We start from the raw sequence: 25,693 nt of genomic DNA, 5'->3' as shown, positions 1-25,693 counted from the left end.
TACGGCCCGCGCGCCTGCCAAGTGAGAAGCTTTCGTTAAGAAGTGGGTTCTGCATTCACCGCGGTCAGCAGTCTCTGGTACCGCTCGCCGAACGCGCGAAGCGTGAACCGCCGCGCCGTTTCGTTCAGCACGTCGATCCGAATCTCCAACCGCTCGTGCGGCATCGCCCCGGGTACGCGGTCGGCCCACTCGACGACGCTGACGCCGTCGCCGTGGAAGTACTCGTCGGCTCCCAGATCCAGGAATTCGCGGTCGCTGCCGAGGCGGTAGGCATCGAAGTGATAAATCGGCAGGCGGGCCGTGTACTCGTGGATCAGCACGAACGTCGGACTCGTCACGGCCATCGGATTGCGGACGTTCAACCCCTCGGCCAACGCCCGCGTCAGGTGCGTCTTGCCGGCCCCGAGTTGGCCGATCAGCGCGATCACGGCTCCGGGGAACAGCAACGCCCCGAGTTGCCGGCCGAACGCTTCGGTGCCGGCAAGATCGGGGACGTTAACCGTTACTCCGCTCACGATGCTTTCGCCGACGCCTTGTGCGCCTTCGCCGTGCGGTGGCGGAGGTAGGCGTACATGAACTCCTCAAGGTCGCCGTCCAGCGTCGCCTGGATGGCCGGCGTCTTCAACTCGATGCCCTCGCGCTCGTCGCGGACGAGCGTGTACGGTTGCATCACGTAACTGCGAATCTGACTGCCGAAGGCGATTTCGCCCTTCGCGTCGTAGCGGTTGGCCAGGTCGCCGAGCCGCTTCTGTTCCTCGATCTGGTAGACACGGGCCTTGAGCAGCGCGAGCGCGTTCGCATAGTTCTTCGGCTGGCTCCGCTCGGTGCGGCTCTCGCCCCGCACTTCCTGGCCCTTGTAGTTGTAGATCAGCCGCACGCCGGACTGCGTCTTGTTCTGGTGCTGCCCACCGGGGCCGCCGGAGCAGAACGTCTGCATCTCCAGTTGCTTCTCCGGAATCTCGATCTCGATGGTGTCGTCGAGTTCCGGCGTCACGTCCACGGCCGCGAACGACGTCTGCCGCGTGCCGCCGTCGCCGAACGGGCTGATGCGCACTAGCCGGTGAACGCCGATCTCGCTCTGCAGGTAGCCGTAAGCGTACTCGCCGGCGACGCGGAACTGCACGCTCTGAATACCGGCTTCGAGGTTCGGCTCCTTGTCCATCTCCTCGACGCCGAAGCCGTGCTTTTGCGCCCAGCGGACGTACATGCGGTAGAGCATGTCCGCCCAGTCGCACGCCTCAGTGCCGCCGGCTCCCGGCTTGATCGTGACGATCGCACTACAGGCGTCCTGCTTGCCGCTCATCATGGCTTGCAGTTCGAACGCCTCGTACTTCTTCATCGCCTTCGCGAGTTCGCCTTCCATCTCCGTGGCGAACGACGCATCCTCCGCGGCCAGTTCCATCATGGCGTTCAGGTCGTCGGCCGACTTCGCGAGGTCCTCGTAGGGTTTCAGGAGGACGTTCAGCACCTTGACCTTCTGAATTGTCTTCTGGGCGGCGTCCGGGTTGTCCCAGAAGTTGCCCTCGCTCATCTTCGCCTCGAAGCCTTCGCGCTGACTCAGCTTGCCAGCGATGTCAAAGTGACCTCCGGAGTTGGGCCAGTCCGGCGGTGAGTTCTTCGGTTTGGCGGCGCAGTTCCGGGTTCAACATCTCGGCGTCTCCAGGTATTCAATCTCAGAGGCGGACACTAGCATAACCCGTGGGGTTCGCTCCCAATACTATACGACGCGAAGGGGCCGACGATGGGCAAGCTAGCGGGCAAAGTGGCCGTGATTACCGGCGGCGGGTCGGGCGTGGGCAAGGCCGTGGCGGCGGCGTACCTCGCCGAAGGCGCGAAAGTCGTCATCAGCGGCCGCGACAAGGCGAAGCTCGACGCCGCCGCGACCGAACTCGGCGGCGACGTGCTGACCGTCCGGTGCGACGTGGCCCTCGCGGCCGAGTGCGAGGCTCTGATTCAGTCTTCGACCCGGCACTTCGGCAAGGTCGACATCCTCTTCAACAACGCCGGGGCGAACCTGAAGAACCGCACCATCCGCGAACTGACGCCGGAAGCGTGGGACCAGCTCATTCGCACCAACCTCGACGGAACCTTCTACTGCATGCACTACGTCCTGCCGCAGATGTTCGAGCGGCGGGACGGCGTGATCGTAAACCTCGTCTCCGTGGCCGGCAAGCGGGCAAACCCGCTCGGCGGGGCGGCCTACGTGGCCTCAAAGTTCGGCCAGGGCGGCCTCGGCATGTGCTTGTCGAACGAGGAGCGGGAGAGCGGCGTCCGGGTCAGTAACGTCTACCCCGGCGAGATCGACACGCCGATTCTGGCCCACCGCCCGAAGCCCGTCACCGAGGAACACCGGGCCGTGATCCTGAAGCCGGAAGACGTAGCGAACGCTGTGCTGTTCGTGACGACGCTGCCGCCGCACGTGTCGATCCCGGAGTTGGTCATCAAGCCGACCGTGCATCCGTTTTGGTGAGAAAGCCATCTTCACCACAGAGGGCACAGAGAACACAGAGGAAAATCCAATCACAGATCGGAAAGCCAAAACAGTTCTTCTGTATTTGCTCTGTGTTCTCTGTGCCCTCTGTGGTGAAGACTCTTCATTTCCGCAGCCCGTCCACGAACTTCTGCAAGTCCGGCGGCAGCGGCATTGCCCAGTGCAAGTGTTCGCCCGTGACGGGGTGCTCGAAGCCGAGTTCCGTGGCGTGTAGGGCCAACCGCGGTGCCGGCGTCTCCGGCAGCGGGTCGCCGGACTGCGTGCGGTTGTACACCTTCTCCCCGCACACGGGGTGGCCGGCTTCCGACAGGTGAATGCGAATCTGGTGCGTACGGCCCGTCTCCAGCCGACACGACAACACCATATGCTTCGGCAGCCGTTCCTCGATCGCGATGTGCGTGATCGCGTCCTTGCCGGTCACGTCGGGCTGTTTCGTGCTGCCGCGACGGCCGTCACCGCGATCGCGGATGAGCGTGCTGCGAATCGTCCGCGGACTGACAATCCCCGGCACGACCGCGAGGTACCGCCGCACGACGGTGTGCTTGCGGAACTGCTGGCCGAGTTCGCGCTCGGCCAGCACCGACCGGGCGAACATTAGCAGACCGCTAGTCTCCTTGTCGAGCCGGTGAACGATCCGCAACGGCGGCAGCGACCGGGCGGAACGGTTGAGCTTGCCCGCGATGGCCCACTGCGTCACGTCTTGCAGGGTGGGGTCGAGTTGCTTCCGCTTCTCGGTCCACTCCAACTCGGCCGGGTGGCGCACGCTGCTGACGCCGGACGGCTTCTCGACGACGACGACGTGGTCGTCGAGGTGGCGGATGACGAGCGTCTCGGCCGTCGAGTTCCGCGGCTTCGCGGTCGGTTTCGCGAGCAACTCGACGACCTCGCCCTCATGAACGCGGCGGGCCGGATCGGTGCAAACGCTATCGCCGACCTTGACGCGGCGGTTTTCGATCATCGCGCGCACGTCGTTCCACGACGGCTGACTCGCGTGCAACCGCGACCGCAGCACCTTCGCGAGCGTGTGTTCCGCTTCCGCGGGGAGGACGGTGAAGGGGGGGAGGTTCATTTCTTGAAGAATAGGAGGGCGATCTGGACCGACAGCGTGATGACGCCACCGACGAAAAGCATGATGAACTGGAACAGCCGAGAGTCACCGAGTTTCTTCTGATCTTCAAGTTGCGAGAGGCGGCTCTTCAATGCGCCCAACTCCTCTGCTTCCGCCCGGGTCGGCTTGAGTTCGTTGAGTAGGACTTCGAACTTGTGAAACTGGCTTTCCAATACCGCAATCCGCTCGCGGACGCGCGGGAGGTCGTACGCGGCAAGCGTGTCGTTCAAGATGTCCAATTCGGTCTTCTGCGCCCGGGCCAATTCTCTCGCGTCACGGGCGATCAGTTCAGTCTGACTGGCCATTGGCGCCCTCGTCAGCCATCTCTTGGAAGTAGCGGTCCATTCGGTTGCTGATCTGCTGGGACCTCTGATGAATCACGCCGCGGAGCAATTCCTGCATCTCCACTCGCTGGACGACGGGGTCGAGCATTAACCGCAGGCGAATCGTGTGGGTCAAGATTCTCTTACCGTAGGCATCGTGTTCTTCGAACGTGGCACTCACGGCCGGCTCTTCGCCCGGAACAGCGACGTGCTTCCAGGCCAGACTGCGATCGTCCGACCGAACCTGGGGGTACTTATCCAGGAGGTGTTTCATGTAATTAGTCGCGCTGGCAACGGCATCGTTGAGCGGGGCGTTGGTGGGGATGACAGGGTCAATTTCTACGGCAAGAGTCGCGCTCATGGTTCACCTCTGTTCCCTCAGTATAATCCACGCCGGCCTCCGAGTATCGACTCGAAAACACAGATATGGTTAACGCAGATACCCCCGCGCCTTCATCAGCGCGATGATGCGGTTGACGCTCTCGTCCACGTCGATCTGCTCGGTCGGCAGCACGAGGTCGGGCGATTTCGGCTCCTCGAACGCGGCCGTCACGCCCGGCATCTGCGCGATCTTGCCCTCGTCGGCCAGCCGGTACGCACCGCTCTGATCGCGCGACCGCATCACGTCCATCGGGGCCGTACAGTAGACTTCCAGCACGCGGTCGCGACCGATCAACTGCTTCGCTTTCTCGCGGACCGCCTCGTGCGGGGCCACGAACGCCGCGACGGTGATGACCCCGGCGTCGTTCATCAGCTTCGCCACCTCGGCCGACCGCCGTAGGTTCTCGGAGCGGTCGTCGGCCGTGAACCCGAGGTCGCGGTTCAGCCCGTGCCGCATGTTCTGGCCGTACAACACCGTCACCGCCCGGCCTTCGTCCCACAAACGGCGTTCCAGGGCGTAGGCGATCCGGCTCTTGCCGCTGCCAGTCAGGCCGACCAGCAACACCGTCACCGGCGAATGGCCGTACCGTTGTTCGCGCTCGGCCGGCGCGACCAGGCTTTCGCGGGCCTTCGCCGTGACCACCGCCTCGGCCTGCCGCGGGGTGCCGGCTTCGAGGATCATCCCCGCCCCGACCGTGTTGTTCGTCAGCCGGTCGATCAGGATGAATGCCCCGGTCGCGGCGTTGGTGCGGTACGGGTCGCACGCCAGCGGTTGCGTCAGGCTGAGTTGCACGTGCCCGACCTCGTTTAGCCCCAGCCGCGTGATGGTCCGGTGTTCCAAGGTGTTGACGTCAACGCCGTAGCGGAACGCTGCGGCCTCCGCCGCCACCTGCCGCGTGGTCTGCTTCAGTGTGTACGTCCGACCGGGAACGAACGGCTGTTCGGCCATCCACACCACCATCGCCTCGATCTGGCTGCTGACGTGCGGCTGGCTGTCCGGCCGCACCAGCATGTCGCCGCGGCTGACGTCCACCTCGTCGGTCAGCGTGACCGTCACCGCCTGCGGCGCGAACGCTTCGTCCAACTCGCCGTCGTAGGTCACGATCGACTTCACCCGGCTGCGCTTGCCCGACGGCAAGGCCATCACCTCGTCGCCCTTGCGAATGATGCCGGACGCGATCGTGCCGGCGAAGCCGCGGAAGTTCAAGTGAGGACGGATGACGTACTGCACCGGGAACCGCAGGTCGGTCAGGTTGCGGTCGCTGGCGATGTGGACCGTCTCCAGGTGGTCCAGCAGGGCCGGGCCGTGATACCACGGCATGGCGTCGCTCTTGGACGCGACGTTGTCGCCCTTCAGCGCCGACATCGGGATGAACGTGATATCCGGCAGGCCGAGCTTGGCGACGAAGCCGGTGTACTCGTCCTTGATCTTCTCGAAGACCTCTTGTGAGAAGCCGACGAGGTCCATCTTGTTGATGGCGACGACGACGTGGCGGATGCCGAGGAGCGAGACGATGTACGAGTGCCGGCGGGTCTGCGTCTGCACGCCGTGGCGGGCGTCGATGAGGATGATGGCGAGTTGGCACGTGGAAGCGCCGGTGGCCATGTTGCGCGTGTACTGCTCGTGGCCGGGCGTGTCGGCGATGATGAACTTGCGGCGGTCGGTCGAGAAGTAGCGGTACGCCACGTCGATGGTGATGCCCTGCTCGCGCTCGGCCTTCAGGCCGTCGGTGAGCAGAGCCAGGTCGATCTCGCCGGCCCCGGTGGTGCCGACCTTCTCGCTGTCCCGCTTCACGGCCGCGAGTTGGTCCTCGTAGATCATCTTCGTGTCATGGAGCAGCCGACCGATGAGCGTGCTCTTGCCGTCGTCCACGCTGCCACAGGTGAGGAACCGCAGCAGTTCCTTCCGCTGGTGGCGGGCGAGGTAGGCGTGGATGTCTTCAGTGGAGAGATCGACCTGTTGCATGTTACTAGTTCTCAATCAGCGTCGTTGGTTAGTTCTGTCCTACCCCGCCGCCTAGTGCCACAGCAGTCTGCCGAACTAGGGGCTCCACCTCGGAAGTGATATTGAGCCGCACCGAGACGCCGTCATACCCGTCATCGTGCTGAAACTCGCAGGTAACTACGCCGCTCCTTTCCCAAGGGAAGAGAAGCCGCTCCGATGCTTCGCACTTGTATTCGCCACCTTCCCACCAGACACCCATCCACGATCGATTAGCCGATCCCGTTCTCTCGATGACCCCTCGGATGTTATCCCAGCAACTTTGCTCAAGGCGATCCTCGTCCAGCCAAACCGCACCGGAACATGGGCGAACCCGCGGATCGGGAGGCGAATAGATTGTGGCGCGTACCACAGTTTCAACGAATTCACGCAAACGACCTTCCGGAATCCAGCAGCGTAAAATTATGGGAAGCCTCTTAGAGTGCGTTCTGTTGATCAACTGAGGTCTAAACAACTCAGAAGTACCCCTCTCGCTTCTTCTGCTCCATCGACCCGGCTTCGTCGTGGTCGATGACGCGGCCCTGCCGCTCGGAATTCTTCGCCAGCAGCATCTCCTCGATGATCTCTGGCAGCGTCGTCGCGTCGCTCTCGACGGCCCCGGTCAGCGGGTAGCAGCCGAGCGTGCGGAACCGTACGCGCTTCATCATCGGCGTCTCGCCGGGCTTCAGCCGCATCCGGTCGTCGTCCACCATGATGAGCGTGCCGTCGCGTTCGACGACTGGGCGAACGTCGGCGAAGTACAACGGCACGATCGGGATGCTTTCGAGGTGGATGTACTGCCAGACGTCGAGTTCGGTCCAGTTGCTCAGCGGGAAGGTGCGGATGCTTTCGCCCTTATTGACTTTGCCGTTGTAGAGGTTCCAGAGTTCCGGCCGCTGGTTCTTCGGGTCCCACTGGTGCAGTTTGTCGCGGAAACTGTAGACCCGCTCTTTCGCCCGACTCTTTTCCTCGTCCCGACGGGCACCCCCGAAGGCCGCGTCGTACTGGTAGTGGTTCAATGCTTGCTTCAGCGCCGCCGTCTTCATGACGTCGGTGTACTTCTTCGAGCCGTGGTCGAACGGGTTGACGTTCTGGGCCTTCCCCTCCTGGTTGGTCCAGATTTTCAGGTCGAGTCCCTGCTCGCGACAGAACCGGTCGCGGAACTCGGTCATCGCCTGAAACTTCCAGGTCGTATCGACGTGCAAGAGCGGGAAGGGCAGCCGGCCGGGGTGGAACGCTTTCTGCGCGAGGCGCAGCATGACGGCCGAGTCTTTGCCGATCGAGTAGAGCATCACCGGCCGCTCGAACTCGGCGGCCACCTCGCGGATGATGTGAATGCTCTCCGCTTCGAGAACTTTCAAATGGGTCAGGTTGTAACTGCTGCGGATCATCCGCTCTCCTGTTTGGCCTCTCGACTGTCAATTCTATGAGGTCCACCTCCCACTGTCGGGGCCGCCGCAGGAACAAACCACCGGCCGACGACCGTGATCTGACCCGTCGTGCGGCCGTCAACCCAGGACGCGAACCTCAGTTCGCCGCGGGTGGGGGCGGCTCCGGCGGGAACGTCAGGGCGGCCTCGTCGGCGACGAGCGGGCTTGGGTCATCCCGATATCGCTGGAGGCGGTCGCGGCGGTCGTCACCCCACCCTTGAGTGGACGAGGTTCGGACGAGAACTCGCAGCGCAAGCCACCGCACCGCGGGGTCGGGGTGCGATGCCCACACCGCCTCCGCCCGGTCGAGTGCCTCCGCCGGCCGACCCGTTTCGCACAAGGCGTCGAACGCCGCGGTTTGGGTCGCCGCGTGCCACCGAGCGGTGCCGACAAGTTTCAACACCCACTGAGCGTACGGCTCGGCGGCCAACCGCGCCGCGGCAAGGCGGACGTGCAGACTCACCACGGCCGGGTCGGCTTCGACCGCGGCCAGCACCGCCGACCGGACCTCCAGCAACCGCGGGCCGAGTGCCCGCGTCACGGCCGCGAAGTTCGCCACCGACGACCCCAGTTCGCGCCGCTGCGGGAGGAGCCGCGTGAAGGCCGCCGCGAACGCCGCGGCGTCGGCGTCGGTGGCCCCCGCCAGCGCCGCGGAAAGCCCCGCGGTTCGCTCGTCGGGGATGGCGGACGCGAGCTTCGCCAGCACCGCAGCTAACAGTCCCCGCCGTGGGTCCGGCACCGGCTGCGCCGCGAGGCGGCCGAGGACGGCAACTCGGACCGTCGGCTCCGGGTATTCGAGCAATCGGAGGAAGAGGTCCGCGACGCGATCGCGGGCCGCGGCCGACGCCCGGTCTACCTGAATGCGGGCCAGACCGATCACCACGCCGGGGTCCGGGGACGCGACCGACTCGTCGAGGATCGCCCACGCTTCGGAGTGGTCGAGGTGGTCCCACAGCGCCCGCAGAACCGCGCCGCGGACGTCCCGGTGAAGGTCCTGGCGGTGGAGTTCCGCGAACCAGCCGAGCGCCGCGGTCCCGCCGAACTCGCCGGCCAATCGCACCGCTTCCTTTGCCACCGTGACCTTCGCGAGCGGCACACCTCGCATGACTTCGAGCACCCGTGTCGGCGGCAGATCGTTGAGCGCCTGCCGCAGCGCGTACACGGCCCACCGCGCCCGCGCGTCGCCGAGGGCGTCGAGCAGTTCGGGGATGCCCTGCCGGGCGTCGAACCGGCCGAGCGCCCGCACGGCCGTCTCCTGGACGGCAGGCCGCGCGTCACCGGCGAGCCGCACGAGTCGTTCCGGCCCGATGGCGGGCAGGGCCGGCAGGCGGCGAACCGCGAACAGCACGTCCCACGTCACCTGCGCGTCCTTCTTGCGCGAGGGCGGTTCCGACAGCTCCGCGAGCGACCCGGCGAAGGTCTCCTGCTGCGAGTCGGTCCACCGGAAGAACCCGGCGGCCAGCGGCAACACGTGCCGCACCTTACCCGTGCTGAACCGCCCGGCGTACGCCCGCTGGCCGAGGAACGGCGTGAGCAAATCCTGTCGCCGGGTGTGCAGGAAGTTCATCACCGACGGCTGTAACGCCCAGCTCTCGTCCCGGGCGAGCGCCGCGGTGATGACGCGCTCCCGTTCGGCCCGGACGTGCTGCGCGATCAGGGCCATCGCGCCGGCCGCGGTGTAGTCGCGACCGGTACGGATGAGCCGTTCCAGGAAGCCGACCAGTTCCGGCCAGTCGGGCAGCCACCGGCCGACGGTGGACGCAAGCGAGACGACCCGCCCCTCGTTTTCGCGGTCGAGCCACGCCTCGGCGATCGGCGTCAGAGTCGGGGCGATCCGCCGCACGTCCTCGGCCGTCAGCGCCCGGCCGGTCCAACCGGGGTAGCCGCGGTCGCGCGTCACCTCCGCGAGTTGTTCGGCGGCCCACACGGGTTGGAACGGCAACAGGGTGAAGACGAGCCGGCCGAGCGCGGCGACGCTGCCCGTCGACAGATCGCCGGCGTCGAGCGCGTCGCGGATGACCCGCGCGAGCGCGGGCAGGTGCTCGGCCTTCCAGCGGCCGGGCGGCAGCGTGGCCAGCGCGCCGAGGAACGCCAGCCGCACCGGGTCCTGTTCGTGCTTGCGGACCGTGAGCAGTTCGAGAAACTCGGTCAACCTCGCGGGGGCGAACCGCGCCGCCTCGCACAGCGCGACGAGCGCCGCGGCCCGGTTCTCCGCTTCCGGGTGCGCCAGCCACGGCTTCGCCGCCGCCCGCGCCTCGTCCCACGGCAAGAGGCCGACGAACACGAGCCGCTGCAACGGGCGGGTCGCCAGTGCCGGCAGCGCGACCACCCGGCGAGCCTCCGCTTGCCGCGTCGCGACAGGTAGCCGCCGGAGGATGGTAACGGCGACGACGCCGTCGGCCGCGGTCCAGGCCGGGGCGAGTTCGCGATAGACCGCATCGCGGTCGCCAGCCGGCAACCGCGCGAGCCACCAGCCGGGGTCGCCGAGATGGCCCGCACCGCGGCGGAACAGCCCGACGATCCGCGGTACGTCGAGCTTGTGGGCGACCCGCTGGAAGTTCGCGGTGGCCGGTTCGCTCGCGCCGAGGACGAGGTCGGCGAGGATGACCGGCCGGCGGGCGACGAGCGCTTCCAGCGGAATCGTAGCGAGTGGGACGTGCCGCCGGAGGGCCGCCACGACCGTCAGCGCAGCCTCCGGTTCGCGGTCCGATAGGACCGCAACGACGCTCCGGGCGGCGGCGAAAAGGAGGCCGTCGGGGCTGGTGGCCGCGGCGAGCCGGGCCACGATCTCGGCTGCGGCATCGGCCGGGTGAATCGCGGCGAGCCGCCGCCAGAAGGTGTCCCCGCCGCGTTCGGCGGCGGTGGCGAAGTGCTGTTCAAGGACGGCCGCGGAGCCGAGCGGCACGAGCGGCCAGGCCACCGCGTCGCCCGCCGCCACACGCTCGGTGATGAAGCGGTCGATCACGTCCGGCCGCACGCGACGGAGCCGGGTAAGCGGCCGGGCCACGCGCCGGGGTGGAAGCTCGCGGATGGTAGCGAGGAGGGCGTTATCGTCGCTGGCGTCACACAAGACCGAGAGTGCGATGCCGGCGATCGTGCGAGACGGGTCGGCGGCCAGGGCGAGGAGTGCTGCCGAGTCGCGGCTGCCGTGGCCCGCGTAGGCCGCCAGCAAGCGCTGCGTGAACCCGCCCGTCCGCCATTCGCGGAGCAGCCGTGCAGCCGCGGCGTCCGATCGCGATTGGCGGCCCACTTCGACCGCCTTCCGAACTCGCGCCGAATGCGACAGCGCTTCCCACTCGGCCGGCAGACCCTCGTTCGCCATTGGCTCGCCCTCCTGTCCCGCTCAGACCTTTCACCAGAGTTGAGGACGTTGACAGTCGAGCGTGAGAAGGGGTTCGGAGAATTCGGTCGCGTCCGGCGTCCGGGACGGCAGGTCCAGGACGGCCAGCAGTTCCGACACGCACCCCGCCCGCTTCACTTCATCAAACCGGGTGAACGTGCCGTAGGCCGCCGCCATCCGGAGCCACTGCTTGAACCGCTTCACCATCCCCTCGGCCGACGCCGCGGGCGTCCAGGCCATCAACCGCCGCAACTCGGCGGGCCAGTCGATCACCGCGGCCCGCGGAGGATCGGCGAGTCCGAGTTCGGCCGCCACCCGCCCCGCCAACCCGGGATCGGCCAACGCCCCGCGGCCCAGCATGAAGTGCCGGCACCCCGTCTCGTCCCGACACCGGCGGAACTCCTCGACCGTCCGAATGTCCCCGTTCGCCACCACCGGGATGCCCAATCGCCCGCGAACCTGGCCGATCAGCGGCCAGTACACCGGCGGGGCGTATCCCTGGGTCCGCGTCCGGGCGTGGATCGTGATCCACGCCGCCCCGCCTTCGGCCGCCATCTCCGCGTTCTCGAAAATCGCGTCCACCCGGTCCCACCCGAGCCGCAGCTTCGCCGACACCGGCACGCCGACTGGGACGGCGGCCCGAACCGCCCCGACGATCTCCCGAATCCGCCGCGGGTACTTCAAGAGGGTCGCGCCGCCGTCGTGCCGGTTGACGGTCGGGGCCGGGCAGCCGAAGTTGATGTCGATGGCCGTGGCCCCCGCCGTGACGGCCATCACGGCCGATTCCGCCATCAGGCCCGCGTCGCCGCCAAGGATTTGTACCTGGACGGGCAGGCCGGTCGGGGTTCGGCCGGCGGTGCGGAGTTCCGGGACGTGGCGAAGGAGGACACCGCGAGGAAGGGGGGCGTGGGCCACCCGGAGAAACTCGGACACGGCGAACGTGAACGCGCCACCGATGCCCTGGACGGCCCGCATCGGGGCGTCGGTGACGCCCTCCATCGGGGCGAGGATCAGGGCGGGCGTGTCGGGTCGGAGCATCGGGACATTGTAGCGGCGGGTCGATCCCGAAGGATGGTCAGGCTGAGAGGCCGAGTCGCTCTTGGAGGAGGACGCTCGTGAGGACGATCATGAGCGCCGGGTCGGCGGCGGTGCGGGCCGCGTCCCCGGCGGTGTCGAGTTGGTCGAGGAAGCGGCCCACCGCGGCCGGGTCGAAGCACGGCGAGCCGGCCAGGGCCGTCGGCGAAAGCCGGTCGCGGAAGAACTCGCGGGCGAACCGGGCAGGCGGCGGGGCCGTGAACGGGTGCTTCCGGCGGGCGTACACGGCCGGCGGCAACACGTCCTTCAAGGCTTCCCGCAGCAACCACTTCTCGACGCCATCGCGGATCTTCACGCTCGTGGGCAGGCCGGACGCGAAGCGGGCAAGGACCGGATCAAGAAACGGCACCCGGCCTTCGACCCCGTGGGCCATCTCCGTGCCGTCGCCGAGCGTGCGGAGGATGTACTTCGCCAGCGCCGACCGCGTCCAGAGGTGGCTCGACACGTCAACCCGGTCCCGGCCGGTGAGCCGCGGGAAACGTGCGACGAACTCGCGGTACGGATCGACGGCGGCGAATTCCGCGACGAATTCGGGCCGAAGGAGTCCGCGCAACCTCAGTCCCAGCGTCGCCTTCGCTTGAAGGAACGCGGGCACGAACCCGAACCGCTCCTGCACCGCGGCGAGTGGCAGCCCATCGCCCTCGGGGAGTTGGATGCCGGCCATGTCGGCGTTGGCGGCCTTGAGCGCGGCGAGCGCGGCCGGGTCGTCGCCGAGCAGGTCCTGCCGGAAGTGGGCGTATCCGCCGAGGATCTCGTCGGCCCCCTCGCCAGACAGCACGACCTTGAACCCGGCCCGACGAACTGCCCGGGCCAGCAGGTACTTCGCCGGCAAGTGGCCGTTGATCGCCAGCCCCTCGCTGTAGTACACCGCGTCTTCGAGGTGATCGAACTGGTCGCGTTGCGAGACGCGAACTTCGTGGAGTTCGGCCCCGAGGAACGCGGCCGACTCGCGGGCCTCGTCGAGTTCGTCGTAAGCCGGAGCGTCGAACCCGACGGTGAAGCAGACGGGCGGGCGGCCGAGGTGGCGCTTCGCCAAGGCGACGATGGACGTGGAGTCGAGGCCGCCACTGAGGTGGAAACAGACCGGCACGTCGGCCCGCAATCGCAGCCGCACCGCCTCGTCGAGTTTGGCCCGCAACAGAGCCGCGAGGTGACCCGAATCCCCGTCGGTCGTTCCGGCGACATTCGCTTCGATTGGGTCGTACTCCCAGATCGTCGGCGGCCCGGTAGGTGAGAGCGTGGCGGCCCCGCCGGGTAAGAGTTCGCGCACGCCGCGGAAGAGCGTTTGCCCCGGCAGCGGGTACTGCATCCCGCACACCTGCCACAGCGCGGCCGCGTCCCAGGCTGCCGGCACGCCGAGCGCGAACAGCGCCTTCGCTTCCGACGCGAAGACCGTCCGCCGGCTGTCGGCGTGGAAGACGAGGGGCTTGACGCCGAACGGATCGCGGGCCGCCAGCAAGCGGCGACGGCGGGTGTCCCAGAGCACGAACGCGAACTCGCCGCGCAGGCGGGCGGCGACGCCGTCCGAGTCGTCTTCGTAGAGGTGGACGAGGATTTCCGAGTCGCTTCGGGTGCGGAAGACGTGGCCGCGAGATTCGAGTTCGCGGCGGATGCGATCGTGGTCGTAGAACTCGCCGTTGACCGCGGCGACGACGGTGCCGTCTTCGCTAACGAGAGGTTGTCGGCCGCCGAGCGGGTCGATCACCCCGAGCCGGGTGTGGCCGATGCCAACCGTGCGGTCCGGCGACAGCCAGACGCCCGTGCCGTCCGGGCCACGGTGCCGCAACACGGCAAGTCCGCGACGCAGTTCCGCCTCGGTGACGCCGCCGGCCGGGTTGTGGATCGCGAGGATGCCGCACATGCGTCAGCCTTCCGTGGCCGTCGTCAGGAACACCTTCGCCGCCTCGTTGCCGGCCGCCGCGAACGCTTCGTGCCACCGTTCCAACGGGTACGTCGCGCCGAAGAGGCCCGTCAGGTTCAACCGACCCTCAGCGAGCAGCCCCACGGCTCGGCGGAACGGCCCGTAGTTGACCGCCCGAATCGTGAGTTGCTTCCGCACCGCCGCGGCGAAGTCCACGCCCACGCGAACGGCCTGTCGGCTCTTGACCACCAGCGTGCCGCCCGGCCGGATGACCCGGACCAAGTCGTCAAACGTTGGGCCGTCCAGCCCCGTCTCAACGGCGAAGTCGAACTCGTCGTCGAGGGCGACGGCCGGATCGACGCGGGACAGCGTGCCGAACCCGGCGTCGCAGAGGACGAGTTCGACCAGCCGCGCGAATCGGTTGTTCCCGTGGACGAGGCCGTACTCACTCGGATCGAGCCCGGCGTTGAACACCGCCAACGCGGCGGCCACCGGTTCGGCGTAGGCTGCGGCCAACTCGGGAACGTGCGGCGGAACCGGGAACACGTTCGCCGCCGGCACAACCACAAATTCCGCGAAGGCCCCGTCCCGGTCGAGGCCGAGCATCGTCCGCCGCGGGCAGTTGATCGGGTCGGCGGCGCACACGGGGCACCGGCCGCACCCGAACACCGGGTTCACGGCTACCCGGTCGCCAGGCTTCACCCCCGCCGCGGCCGGGCCAACCGCTTCGACCGTCCCGGAGAACTCGTGCCCGAGAACCCGTGGGGTCGCGACCGGCAGTTTCCCCGCGGCCACCAGCAGGTCCGTCCGGCAAAGCCCGGCGACGCTCACGCGAACCCGCACGTCGTCCGGGTGTCTCAGTTCGGGGATTGGTACTCGGCGAAACCCGACGCCCCGATCGTCCAGCACAACCGCACGCATCATGGCCATCCGGGCGACCTCCGGGTATGCTCAGGTCTGTAACTGAAGGGGACACCGGGAATGACCGACGGGTTCGGGGACCAGGACTGGTGGCAGACGCTCTACGACGACATCGTAGCCGATCTCTTCCTGTCCCGCCAGGACTCCGGGCAAACGGCCCGATTTCTGATCCACACCCTCGGCCTGGAGCCGGGGGCCACGGTCTTCGACCAGTGCTGCGGGACGGGGACGATCTCCCTACCGATGGCTGCGACCGGGGTTCGGGTGGTCGGGGTCGATCAGTGTGAAGAGTACGTCCGGCGGGCGAACGAGGCCGCGGCCGGGCAGAAATGCGGGGCCGATTTTTTCCCCGGCGATGCCTTCGCGTTCATGGCCCCGAACCCGTGCGACGGCGGGTTCAACTGGAACACCGGGTTCGGGAACGACTCCGACGACGGCCGCAATCGGGAAATGCTCGGCCGGGCGTTCGACAGCCTCCTGCCGGGCGGCCGTTTCGCCCTCGACTACCAGCACGTCGCCCGCCTGCTGCGGGACTTCCAGCACGCCCTCACCTATCGGCTGTCGCGGCCCGACGGTGAGGTTCTGTTGATCCGCGAGAGCGAACCCGATCTGCCGGCCGGGTTGCTCAAGCAGGTGTGGACGTTCGTCCTGCCCGACGGCACCCGGCGGGTGAGGCGGAGCGTCGTTCGCCTCTACCTGCCGGCCGACCTCGCCCGGTTGCTCCGATCCGTCGGGTTCACCGACGTGACGTTCCTCGGCGGAATCGACAGCCAACCCCTGACACTGAACAGCCCGCGGTGCATCGCCGTCGCCCGGAGACCGACATGAACCCAGTCCTCACCGAGTTACCGGCCGACGAAGCCGAGACCCGTCGTGCTCTGTACGCCGGCACCATCTTCCACCTTCCCGGCGACGCGGCCACGGCCCGATTAATCCGCGAGGTCTGGGCCGTGGTCGAGGCGGAACTCGGCGAAAACCCACGCGAGGCCCAGTTCCGCACGTCCGACGGCGACTTCTTCGACCGCGTCGGCCGACTCCGCAAGGCGATCTACACCGAACAGCCGTTCCACGCTTTAGTCGCCGCCGTACTGCGGGGGCGGGGCTTCGACCCGACCCGCGTGGCGTGCGACCCGGCCCGGCTGCGGGTCATCTCCCACAAGGGGTTCGAGAACCCGGCCGCGGCCCCGATCTACTACGCCCACCGCGACACCTGGTACGCCCACTCGCAGGCCGAGATCACGTGGTGGGTGCCCCTCCACGACGTGACCCCGGCCGAGACGTTCGTGTTTTACCCCGACTGGTTCGACCGCCCGGTCCCGAACAACTCGGAGGCGTTCGACCACGACGCCTGGACAAAGAACGGGGCCGCCCTGCGCATCGGGTGGCAGAACCCGACGCACGGCCGAACGCACACCTACCCCGGTCAGATCGGCGAGTTCGACCCCGGCCGGGAGATCGGCTTCGCGGCTGCCGCCGGTGACTTGGTGCTGTTCGCCGGCGCGCATTTTCACCAGACCCGCAAGAATGCCACCGGCCGAACCCGCTTCAGCCTCGACTTCCGCACCGTCGATCTGGCCGACCACGCGGCCGGCGTCGGGGCACCCAACGCCGACAACCGCTCGACCGGGTGCTCGGTCGGCGACTACCCACGGCTACCGGCGGAGTAACTCTTCGACCGCGGCGACGGCGGTGCGGAACCGCTCGTCCCAATCGCCGCGGATCACGACGAACCGCCGGCCGCGGGCGGCGAGTTCCGCCCGGCACCGCTCGAAGAAATCGCGGCCGCCGTCAGGTCGGTATCGAACCGGGTCCGCCACCCACGGCACGTCCGCCTCGGTGAGCAGGTAAAGGTCGGCGGCACGGGCGTCGGCCAGTTCCCGCACCGCCGGCGGCACAGCCCCGAACAGCACGTCGCTCCAGACAAGTGTCGCCAACGGGTCGGTGTCGGCAATCAGTACCCTCGTTGCGTTCCGGGCGAGGGCGTCCTCCGAGGCGGCCTGCCCGCGGGCGATGCGCTCCATGTCCTTGACGCGCACTTCACGGCCAATGGATTCGAGCAGCGTCCGGGCGTATTCCGGCACCCACGCCGTGCCGAAGTGTTCTGCCAGCCGCCGGGCGAGCGTCGTCTTGCCCGTCGATTCCGGCCCGAACACGCAGACCCGCTTCACAAAGTGCGGCCTCACACACCGAGGCAGATAATCCCAGTTCGCAGCCGGGTCGGTGCGGATCACGGTCCCGCTCACCGGCACCGCCGACCGCGCCCCGTCCACCGGCACGAACGCGGCCCCGAGTTCTTCCGCGAGCCGCCAACCGTACTGTTCCGACGCGAAGACGTAATCCGGCCGGCCTGGCAGCACCCGCAACAGGGCCGAGCGCCAGAGGTTCCAAAAGTCCGGGTGCTCGACCGGTTCTTGGGGCAGTTCGTCCGTCAGGTGGACGACGTTGTCGAACGGGAACAACTCGCGCATCCACTGGAACCGCAGTTCGCCGGGGATCGGCTCGCGTTGTAGCGAACAGACGACGATCGTGAGCCGATCGACGAACCGGCCGGCGAACTCGCCGAGGTACACGTGCCCGAGGTGCGGGGGCAGGAACTTTCCGAGGAGCATCCCGGTCGTCATCGGTCGATCCCGTCGAGGGCGGCGGCGACGTACTTGCGAATCAGTTCTGGCTCCGGCGGCGGGCACGCGATCCCACTGCCGCCGAGGGTGGCGGTCGTATTCGTTTGGTCGAAGCTCACACCCGTGGCCTGGAACAAGTCGGTCGCCCGCAGTTGGTCGAACTCCTCGCCGGGGAGGGCACGGCAGAGGCCGAGGCACCCCGCGGCGGCCGACGGGTCGAGGCCCGCGGCCCGCGCCCGGAACTCGGCCATCGACAACGGGTCGAGCCGTACTCCGCTTGCCCGGACGGCGTCGAGCAGTTCCGCCAGCGAGAGGCTACGAGAGTTCGCCAAGTGGAACGTGGCCCCGTCCCAATGTTCCGCCAGCGAGAGCCGGGCCATCGCCGCCGCAGCGTAATCGACGGGCGTGATGTCCACGCTAAGTTCGCCCACCCCGGCCGGGTAACCGCCGACGCGGGCCAGCCCGCGGATGAACTGCGTGAACAGATCACGGCCCGGTCCGCGGCCGGTGCGGGTATCGCCGGTGATGAGGCCGAGGCGGTAGTGCGCGACCGGCCCGAACCGCCCGCCCGAGAGTCGGAGAAGCCGCTCGGCGGCCCACTTCGTCTGGGCATAGCCGCCGTACACCTCCCCGGTCGCAGTCAGATCATCGTCCTCCCGCAGCAGTCCGTGGGCACGGTCGGTGGAAACGAAGACGGAGAGCGTCGAGGCGTAATGCAAACGCTTCGGCCGACCGGTGCCAACCAACCCCAGGACGGCCGCCGTCCCGCCGAGGTTCGCGGCCCGCAACCGGTGGAACGGTCGGACCACGTCCACCGCAGCCGCACAGTGGTAGACGGCGTCGATCCGGTCGGTGAGTTCGTCCCATGCGGCTGCCGACAACCCGAATCGGGGCCGTTCTAGGTCGCCGATGATCGGGTGAACCCGCGGGTCGGGCGGCAGTCGCCCGGCCCCGCGGACGAGGCAGTGGATTTCGGCGGAATTGCGGGCGAGCAGTTTGGACAGGAGCCACGAACCGAGGAACCCGGTCGCCCCGGTGAGGAGGATTCGCCCCGGAGACACGGCCGGGTGGCCGCGGGCGGGAGCAGACGAAGGCAGGCGCGACAGTTCCGCCGCAGCTTCGGCCTCCAGGAACGCTGCCGGGAGCGCGTCGCGTTCCGGCCCGGCCCGCAGGCGGGCGACGATCTCGGACGCCGTCAGCCCGTTGGCGACGAGCGACGGGCGGAGGGTCAGCCCGCGCGCGTGGGCGGCCGCTACCACCTGCAACACCCCGAGCGAGTCGCCGCCCTGTTCGAGAAACCCGACCGCCGGGTCGGCTGGCCGCCCCAGGACTGCCGACCACACCGCGAGTAGTGCTCCCTCACGCGAATCGGACCCGCCGCTCTCCCGCACTTCGCCAGAAGGGTGAGAGCGCTCCGCTTCCAGGGCGGGGTAATCCACCTTCCCAGCCGTAGTCCGCGGCAATGTCGGAAGGAACTCGACGCGCTGCGGCACCATCCACGGCGGGACCGTCCGGGCCAAGTGTTCGCTGATCGCAGTTGCCGACAGTCCCTCATCACTCGCGGCGACCACGGCGACGATCGCCACGCGATCTCCGGCGGCCCGGCGGACCACCGCCGCTTCCCGCACGCCGGGAAGTTCTAGCAACCGTGCCTCGACTTCGCCGGGTTCGACGAGTTGACCCCGGAGCTTGAACTGCCGGTCGGCCCGGCCGACGAAGACGAACTCACCGTCGGGCCGCCGGCGCACCCGATCTCCCGTGCGGTACCAGCGTTCGCCGCGGACTGTCGGGAACTTCACCGCGGTCAGGTCCGGCCGGTTCAGATAACCGCGGGCCAGCCCGACCCCGGTGATGAACAGTTCGCCGACCCCGCCGGGTGGCACCGGGTTCCACTCGTCGTCCAGAACTTGATAGCGGATGCCCGGGATGGGCCGGCCGAGCAGCGGGTCCGCCCACGTAACCGGGTCGCACGCACCGAGACTCGTGCAGACGGTCGCCTCGGTCGGGCCGTAGACGTTGACGACCCGAACCCTCGCCGCCCACCGCCGCACGGCTTCCGCGGGGGCCGGTTCGCCGCCGATTACCACGGTTCGGAGCGAAGGCGGGAGTTCGGCCGGGTCCAGCACGCCGAGGAGGGCCGGCGGCAGATCGACGTGCGTGATCGCACGGTCGCGGAGGAGTCGGATCAGTCGGACGGGGTCGCGGAGGTCGTCGTCCGGTTCGACACACAAGGTCGCGCCGGCGAGGAGGGCTGTGCCGATGTCCGACACCGAGGCGTCGAACGCCGGGCTGAGCACCCAGAGCGCCCGCGAGCCGGGGGTTAGGTCGAACGCGGCGATCTGAGCGTCGAGGAGGTTCACGATCCCGCGGTGTTCGACGAGAACGCCCTTCGGCCGGCCGGTCGAACCGGAGGTGTAGACGGCGTAGGCGAGTCGGTTCGGGCCGTAGATGGGCGAGGTGGTCACCAAGTCGAACGGCGCGTCCGGGTCGAGAGTGGTGACGCCGAGCCGCCGCAACTCGGCAGCTTGCGGCCCGACTGCGACCGCGAGCAACAGGCCGCTGTCGCGGACGATGAACTCCAGCCGGTCGGTCGGCCACCGGGCGTCGAGTGGAAGGAATGCCGCCCCGGTCCGCCAGCAGCCGATGGCCGCCGCCACGAACTCGGCCGACCGGGGCAGCCCCAGCCCGACCAGTTGTTCCGGCCGTACGCCGGCCCGCACAAGCCCCGCGGCGATTCGATCGGCCCGCCCGAGGAGTTTGCGGTACGTCACGACCTCGGTCCCGGCGGTGATCACCGCCGGCTGCTCGGGGTGTTCGGCCGCGACCTCCCACAACCGGTCGAGGAACCCGCCCCCGCTTTCCATCTCTCCCTCCGGGCCTTCGCCGGCCGCGCCAGCAGTCGAAATTGGCACCCCAACACCTTCGGTGGGTTCCGGGTCGCGAATGTGACCGAGGTTCCCATCCTATCGCCGTTGGAAGCGTTCGGAGGATATTTCAGACGGGAGGTGGGTCCGGCGGTTGCCGTGTGAGCTCCCGGAGGCCGTCGTGCGGGACGGCCGGAGATTGCGGTGTTCGTGCCCCCCGGCCCGGATCAGTTCCGCTGCTCGCCCGGTTCCAGGTCGTCGATCGCGACGGCGAGCGGCTCCCAGAACCAGTCGATCCCGGCCCCGCACTGGAGCAGATCTCGCCCGCGCCGCCGGCAATGAAGCCTTTCCCGGCCCCGCCGTCGCCGTGGCCGGGTCGATGGCGACGAGCGTCGAGCCGCTGGCGTAGAAGGGGAAGCTGAGTGGCCCGGTCTGCGCTCACCCGCCCTGGTTCAACTCGCGGATGCGGTAGGTGCCGGGCAAGAGGGCGAGGGGGTACGCCCCGTCCGGGCCGGTGACCGTCGACGGCTCGCCCGCGTCGGGCCAGCCGTTCAGGTTGGTGTCAGCGTAAATCGTCCAACCCTGCAAACCGGGCTCGTTGAGGTCACGCACCCCGTCCCCGTCGAGGTCGTTAAACTTCACTCCCTGGACCGCGCCGGGCGTGGGCGGCACGGTCGGGGCGAAGTGAACATTGTCCACCCCGCCAAAGAGGAAGAGCTGACTGTTGGTGACGGCGACGCGGAGCCGGACCGTCTGCCCGGCGAACGCGCCGAGGTCGACGGTTACGGTGAACGCCCCACGGGCCAGCGGGTCACCCACCGCAGTCCGGAACACGTTGAGTTTGACGACATCCGAGGTGGTGGCGAGCGGATCGCCGGTCGGGCTGACGATGTCGATGCGGAACTGCTGGTTGGGGCCGGTCCGATAATCGAGCGTGGCCGGGGTGATGAAGCCCTGGGTGAACTGGTTCTGATAGAAGGCCGTCAGGGACAAGGTCTGGGCCTGACCGGCGGGCAGGGTGATGTCCTGGTACAGGACGTAACTGCCCGGCCCGTTGTGTCCGTTGTACACGGCGGAGCCGCCTTCCGGGGGTGCCGGCAGCGAACTCTGTTGGGGGTTCGAACCCGTGTACGTCGTGAAGCCGGGGGTGCCGCTGCCAGGGGCGTTCAACACCGTCCAACCGGCCGTCGTGCCGGTCTCGAACCCGCCGTTGACGACGTCCGTGTTCGGCGCGGGGGGGGGACCGAGACGCCGTCCCCGCCGAGGGCGACCACCGGAACCGGGATTGTAATTTGGCCGAGCGCCGCCCCGGTGCGGGAGTACATGCGGATGGCGTTCTTGTTGCCGAACCCGAGGTAGATCACGTTGTCGACGACGGCCGCCCCCAAAAACGGCCCGGTGCCGGGCTGGAAGCCCTGAACGAATGCGCCCGTGGTGGGGTTGAACTCCGCGATCAGGTTGCCGCCGTTGATCGGCCCGATCAGGCCGTCCGGCCCAGTCGCCCCGGCCAGACCGCCCGCGAGGTCGGGGCCGAACGTGGCCGCCGTCGGCGTCACCGTGCGGGTGATGGTGTCACCGACCGGGTCGAAGACGTGGATCGTGTTGAGGGTGTAGTCCTGTACGAACACTTGCCCGCCCACGACGGCCAGGCCGTCGTAATTCCCCGATCCGGCCGTGATCAAATCGGAGTCCAACACGGCCCCGGTGGTCGGGTTCAGTTCGTAGAGCAGGTCGCTGCCGAGGCCGTTGAGGTAGAACAGGTGCGTGCCGTCGAACGCGAGCCCGACCGTCCCCCCGCCCGCGAGTTCCGGCGCGGCGAACGAATTGAGAACCGCCCCGGTGCCCGGGTTTAGATCGTAGATCAGACTCGGCCCGCCGTTTCCAGGGAGGGCACCGGCGGCGAAGAGGCGGCCGGCCGGCACCACCCGATCCTCAAGGGCCTCCGCACCGAAGAGCGGGCCGCGCGGGGGTTGTCGTCGCGGGAGTGAGGGATGGTTTTGAGAATGGGAGGGGAGAAGCTTGCGCAACGCGCGGAGTCAGGAGGAACGCAACATGAATACCCTTTCGATCGTGGCGGAGAACGATTGAAGAAGGTGGCTCAACCCGCTTGTGGGAGGGTGACGCCAAATTAAGCAGAATAACGTTACCGGCAATCAATGCGATCTGCAATCTGGTAGTGACGGCTGCGTCACGTTTTTTACGAAGGAGGAAGGAAGTGTGTAAAGGATCAAGCCCCCACGAAGAAAGCCGACAGAGTTGCGAACTTCGATTCCATCGACCGTTCGTTTGCCACGACCGTGGGGTGGGCCGCAAGGGTTCTGATTGCAGAGGAAGATGATGACGTGGTGGGCGGTTGGAAATCCATTTCTCCGTGTCCAGATTTGAGACGGATCGGGATGTTAGAACGTTAGGCCGCGCCAAGAGTTCTGTCGTGGAACACTTCAGCAGATTGTTCTCGGTTTGTAAACTTCTTCTCGCCACGGACCTGCCGTACAGGCGATGATGAAAATTGGCCTTTGTAACGTCCACTAGTAGAGATGCTGACCAGGGTGTACAACAGTGAAACAATCGTCGTTTTCTGACGTAGGTGAGCCGACATTTACAAATAGGAAAACTAAAGCCGTCACGTTCCAAGGCAAGCTCTCCCTGCCGATTCATCGGTGGTATCGACTCACCCCGAGTTTCGCCCCGCGACTGGCCGAGGACATTGCGGATCACTTCAAATTGGCAGAGAAGGATTTGGTTCTCGATCCCTTCAGCGGCGTCGGCACAGTCCCCTTGTGCATGAAGTATCGAGGCATTCCGGCGTGCAGTGTCGAGATCAACCCTTACTTGCACTTCGTCGGCACCGTCAAAACCCGCACCTATGACAACATCTCCGGACTCGACCGGTACTTCTCCGACTTCATGGTGGACTATCGGGCCGCCTTGAAAGACGTCCCCTACCAGAAGAGGCCCCTATAGTGGACCCCGAAACTGAGACCGCCAGGTAAGCTACTCTGGCGGCCCTCGGAGGTGGTCCTGATGACGGCGAAGCGGAAGACCCACACGGCGGCGTTCAAAGCCCAGGTCGCTCTGGCCGCGGTGAAGGGCGACAAGACGGTCAACGAGTTGGCCGCCCACTTCGGCGTCCACCCGACCCTCATCCACGGGTGGAAGAAGCAACTCCTGGCCGGGGCCGAGGCCGTGTTCGCCGCCGGAGCGAAGGCGGTCGCCCCCGGCGACGACCAGACACCCGCGCTGTACGAGCAGATCGGCCGGCTCAAGGTCGAGCTCGACTGGGTGAAAAAAAAAGCTGCGACGTTCGGTTGACGACCTGCGGCCGCTGATCGACCCCGGGCACGCCGACCTGAGCGTCCGTCGGCAGTGCCAACTGGTCGGGCTCGGCCGGGCCACGTACTACCGGGGGCCGGCCGAGGAGTCGGCCGACAACCTGGCCCTCATGCGGCGGATCGACGAGCAGTACACGGCCTGCCCGTTCTACGGCAGCCGGCGGATCGCCCGGTGGCTGGCCCGCAACGGCCACCCGGCGAACCGCAAGCGGGTCCAGCGGTTGCTCCGGGTCATGGGCCTGGAAGCCATCCACCCGAAGCCGAAGCTGTCGGCCGGGCGGGGCCACCCGGTGTACCCGTACCTCCTCCGCGGCGTGCCGATCGACCGCGTCGGGCAGGTGTGGAGTGCCGACATTACATACCTGCCGCTGCCCGGCGGGTTCATGTACTTGGCCGCCACCATCGACTGGTACAGCCGGTACGTGGTGGCCTGGCGGTTGTCGAACACGCTCGACGGGGCGTTCTGCCGGGACATGCTGGACGAGGCGTTGGCGGCCGGCACCCCGGAGGTGTTCAACACCGATCAAGGGGTGCAGTTCACGGCCGGGGCGTGGGTCGAGCGGGTGGAGGCGGCCGGGGCGCGGGTGAGCATGGACGGCCGGGGGCGGTGCCTGGACAACGTGTTCGTCGAGCGGCTGTGGCGGACGGTGAAGTACGAGGACGTGTTCCTGCGGGGATACGAGACGGTGACCGAGTTGGAGCGGGGGTTGAAGGCGTACTTCACCTTCTACAACGAGGCCCGCTTGCACCAGTCACTGGGGTACAAGACCCCGGCCGAGGTGTACCGGGCCGGACGGTCAAAAGAGCCGGCGAAGGAGTAGCTTAAATTCGTCGGTTTTTGGTCTCGCAAATGGGGTCCACTATACACTACAAGCCGAAGTTCGGCACGAACGACGAGGACGGCATCTCGCTTGAGCGGTTCACAGACATGTACGGGGCCGACCCGTTCTACCATTGGATCGGCTTGGACTCGCCCCTGATGTACGCTGCCCACAAAGCGGCGGGCGGCATGACTTCAGTTTACCGGCAGATTGGCTTCGGATGCGAACGTCTGTTCAAGGCCCTTGTACAAGATAATTTCGAGTTGACTGCGGATCAGGTTCATTGGTCCTACACGGCTGAGAAGAAGGATGGGACAATAGGAACCCTGACGCTAGATGCCCGGATCGACCTCGCCCACATCGGAACGAAGCCCGAGATCAGGCAACGTGTGCGGGCGTGGCTAGACCGTTGCTGCCAAAAGTTGGAAATGTCGGCCGAGCGAACGGCACAAATCAAAGGTGTCGTCTTTGAAGTGCGTCAAGGTTACAAGAGCGCCGATGCGGGTCGTCAGAACAAGGACTTGCAATTCGGCATGAACGCTGAACATCAAAACTACCTGCCAGTCCTCGCAGTGATCTCCACGCAAGTCAGTCACACGGTCATCCGGAGGTATCGGAACGCGAAGATGCTGGTGTTGACCGGCACACAAAGGGGTGCGGACGTGGACAGCACCTACGAGTTCTTCAGAAGTGTCGTTGGGTTCGACCTCGCTAATTTCTTCGAGAGGAATAGCGAGCAAATGCGAAAGCGTTGTACCAGTATCCTGGGACAACTTCTCACCCCAGCGTGATCGGGTTCGACAGCAGGACGTTAATTTTGTCCACGCCGTCTACCCGAACCTGAGCGGTCAGCGGGTCAGGCGAGAGACAAACGAAGAAAAGGTGACAAACAGAATGACAAACAAGAAAGGCGATTGGAGATGACCCCGACCGCCTTTGTGTTGGATAGCCTTGTTTTCAGGACTTTTCGTCAAGTGAAGCCGGTGGGGATCGAACCCACGACCCGCAGATTAAAAGTCTCACGTCTGGAACATGCGTTCAGATTCACCGTGATTCACGCTGACTCATTTCGTCTGAATTCCTAGCTCTTTGCTTTGCCGCCGACCTGTACGCTGTTACACTCT

At 67.1% G+C, this 25,693-nt stretch carries 21 protein-coding genes; 6 read left to right on the top strand and 15 right to left on the bottom strand.

Annotation, left to right across the window (positions count from 1 at the left end):
- Positions 1-35 precede the first annotated feature (35 nt).
- Both tsaE and prfB read right to left on the bottom strand, forming a co-directional pair.
- Positions 36-515 (bottom strand): tRNA (adenosine(37)-N6)-threonylcarbamoyltransferase complex ATPase subunit type 1 TsaE, encoded by a 480-nt coding sequence (tsaE, locus tag PX52LOC_RS07780; protein WP_149109556.1) that lies wholly within the window; start codon positions 513-515, stop codon positions 36-38.
- Positions 512-1,649 (bottom strand): peptide chain release factor 2 gene (gene prfB, locus PX52LOC_RS07775; RefSeq protein ID WP_149109555.1). Its coding sequence is split into 2 segments (ribosomal slippage): positions 512-1,576 and positions 1,578-1,649, totalling 1,137 coding nucleotides; the frame shifts between segments, so codons are not numbered across the junction. Before prfB ends, tsaE begins: the two co-directional genes overlap by 4 nt.
- 92 nt (positions 1,650-1,741) lie before the next feature.
- Here prfB and PX52LOC_RS07770 point away from each other — a divergent pair.
- Positions 1,742-2,470, top strand: a complete 729-nt coding sequence (locus tag PX52LOC_RS07770; RefSeq protein ID WP_149109554.1) for an SDR family oxidoreductase — start codon at positions 1,742-1,744, stop codon at positions 2,468-2,470.
- 124 nt (positions 2,471-2,594) lie between these two features.
- Here PX52LOC_RS07770 and PX52LOC_RS07765 read toward each other — a convergent pair whose 3' ends face one another.
- The 9 genes from PX52LOC_RS07765 to PX52LOC_RS07725 form a co-directional block, all read right to left on the bottom strand.
- Positions 2,595-3,560 (bottom strand): RluA family pseudouridine synthase, encoded by a 966-nt coding sequence (locus PX52LOC_RS07765; RefSeq protein WP_149109553.1) that lies wholly within the window; start codon positions 3,558-3,560, stop codon positions 2,595-2,597.
- On the bottom strand, positions 3,557-3,904 hold the full coding sequence (locus PX52LOC_RS07760) for a hypothetical protein (RefSeq protein WP_149109552.1): 348 nt from the start codon (positions 3,902-3,904) through the stop codon (positions 3,557-3,559). The genes PX52LOC_RS07765 and PX52LOC_RS07760 overlap by 4 nt, the downstream gene beginning before the upstream one ends.
- The gene (locus PX52LOC_RS07755; RefSeq protein WP_149109551.1) at positions 3,888-4,283 is read right to left on the bottom strand and encodes a hypothetical protein; all 396 of its coding nucleotides are present in this window, start codon (positions 4,281-4,283) and stop codon (positions 3,888-3,890) included. Before PX52LOC_RS07755 ends, PX52LOC_RS07760 begins: the two co-directional genes overlap by 17 nt.
- A 69-nt stretch (positions 4,284-4,352) precedes the next feature.
- Positions 4,353-6,269 carry a sulfate adenylyltransferase subunit CysN gene (gene cysN, locus PX52LOC_RS07750; RefSeq protein WP_149109550.1) on the bottom strand — a complete coding sequence of 639 codons (1,917 nt, stop codon included), beginning with the start codon at positions 6,267-6,269 and terminating at the stop codon, positions 4,353-4,355.
- Positions 6,270-6,760: 491 nt separating this feature from the next.
- Positions 6,761-7,675: a sulfate adenylyltransferase subunit CysD gene (gene cysD / locus PX52LOC_RS07745; RefSeq protein ID WP_149109549.1), complete on the bottom strand. Its 915-nt coding sequence runs from the start codon at positions 7,673-7,675 to the stop codon at positions 6,761-6,763.
- Between the two features lie 136 nt (positions 7,676-7,811).
- Complete coding sequence (locus tag PX52LOC_RS07740) at positions 7,812-11,036, bottom strand: hypothetical protein (protein ID WP_149109548.1); 3,225 nt, start codon at positions 11,034-11,036, stop codon at positions 7,812-7,814.
- Positions 11,037-11,066: 30 nt separating this feature from the next.
- Complete coding sequence (locus PX52LOC_RS07735; RefSeq protein ID WP_149109547.1) at positions 11,067-12,092, bottom strand: tRNA dihydrouridine synthase; 1,026 nt, start codon at positions 12,090-12,092, stop codon at positions 11,067-11,069.
- A gap of 37 nt (positions 12,093-12,129) precedes the next feature.
- Entirely contained in the window at positions 12,130-14,010 is a 1,881-nt protein-coding gene (gene asnB, locus PX52LOC_RS07730) for an asparagine synthase (glutamine-hydrolyzing) (RefSeq protein WP_149109546.1), read from the bottom strand.
- A gap of 3 nt (positions 14,011-14,013) precedes the next feature.
- The gene (locus PX52LOC_RS07725; protein WP_149109545.1) at positions 14,014-14,940 is read right to left on the bottom strand and encodes a zinc-dependent alcohol dehydrogenase; all 927 of its coding nucleotides are present in this window, start codon (positions 14,938-14,940) and stop codon (positions 14,014-14,016) included.
- Positions 14,941-14,991: 51 nt separating this feature from the next.
- On the opposite strand from PX52LOC_RS07725, the gene PX52LOC_RS07720 reads away from it, so the two are divergent.
- Together PX52LOC_RS07720 and PX52LOC_RS07715 are read left to right on the top strand one after the other, a co-directional pair.
- The gene (locus PX52LOC_RS07720; protein WP_149109544.1) at positions 14,992-15,759 is read left to right on the top strand and encodes a class I SAM-dependent methyltransferase; all 768 of its coding nucleotides are present in this window, start codon (positions 14,992-14,994) and stop codon (positions 15,757-15,759) included.
- Complete coding sequence (locus PX52LOC_RS07715; RefSeq protein ID WP_149109543.1) at positions 15,756-16,598, top strand: hypothetical protein; 843 nt, start codon at positions 15,756-15,758, stop codon at positions 16,596-16,598. The genes PX52LOC_RS07720 and PX52LOC_RS07715 overlap by 4 nt, the downstream gene beginning before the upstream one ends.
- Here the strand turns inward: PX52LOC_RS07715 and PX52LOC_RS07710 are convergent.
- The 4 genes from PX52LOC_RS07710 to PX52LOC_RS07695 form a co-directional block, all read right to left on the bottom strand.
- On the bottom strand, positions 16,584-17,552 hold the full coding sequence (locus PX52LOC_RS07710; protein ID WP_149109542.1) for an AAA family ATPase: 969 nt from the start codon (positions 17,550-17,552) through the stop codon (positions 16,584-16,586). The two genes, PX52LOC_RS07715 and PX52LOC_RS07710, sit on opposite strands and share 15 nt — an antisense overlap.
- Positions 17,549-20,464, bottom strand: a complete 2,916-nt coding sequence (locus PX52LOC_RS07705; protein WP_149109541.1) for a non-ribosomal peptide synthetase — start codon at positions 20,462-20,464, stop codon at positions 17,549-17,551. Before PX52LOC_RS07705 ends, PX52LOC_RS07710 begins: the two co-directional genes overlap by 4 nt.
- A gap of 390 nt (positions 20,465-20,854) precedes the next feature.
- Positions 20,855-21,589, bottom strand: coding sequence for a hypothetical protein (locus PX52LOC_RS07700; RefSeq protein ID WP_149109540.1), 735 nt, complete (start codon positions 21,587-21,589; stop codon positions 20,855-20,857).
- Complete coding sequence (locus PX52LOC_RS07695; RefSeq protein WP_149109539.1) at positions 21,583-22,338, bottom strand: NHL repeat-containing protein; 756 nt, start codon at positions 22,336-22,338, stop codon at positions 21,583-21,585. The genes PX52LOC_RS07700 and PX52LOC_RS07695 overlap by 7 nt, the downstream gene beginning before the upstream one ends.
- A gap of 637 nt (positions 22,339-22,975) precedes the next feature.
- Between PX52LOC_RS07695 and PX52LOC_RS07690 the strand changes: the two genes are divergently transcribed.
- The 3 genes from PX52LOC_RS07690 (at position 22,976) to PX52LOC_RS07680 (ending at position 25,360) form a co-directional block, all read left to right on the top strand.
- Complete coding sequence (locus PX52LOC_RS07690; RefSeq protein WP_149109538.1) at positions 22,976-23,380, top strand: hypothetical protein; 405 nt, start codon at positions 22,976-22,978, stop codon at positions 23,378-23,380.
- 57 nt (positions 23,381-23,437) lie between these two features.
- Positions 23,438-24,569, top strand: a protein-coding gene (locus PX52LOC_RS07685) for an IS3 family transposase (RefSeq protein WP_390637529.1) whose coding sequence is annotated in 2 segments (ribosomal slippage) — positions 23,438-23,719 and positions 23,721-24,569 — 1,131 coding nt in all. Because the reading frame shifts where the segments join, the coding sequence is not laid out codon by codon here.
- A gap of 158 nt (positions 24,570-24,727) precedes the next feature.
- Complete coding sequence (locus tag PX52LOC_RS07680) at positions 24,728-25,360, top strand: hypothetical protein (protein WP_218575292.1); 633 nt, start codon at positions 24,728-24,730, stop codon at positions 25,358-25,360.
- The last annotated feature ends 333 nt before the right edge of the window (positions 25,361-25,693 follow it).

Source organism: Limnoglobus roseus (genome assembly GCF_008254045.1).
GTDB lineage: Bacteria > Planctomycetota > Planctomycetia > Gemmatales > Gemmataceae > Limnoglobus > Limnoglobus roseus.
This window is presented reverse-complemented; position numbering and strand designations above follow the sequence as displayed.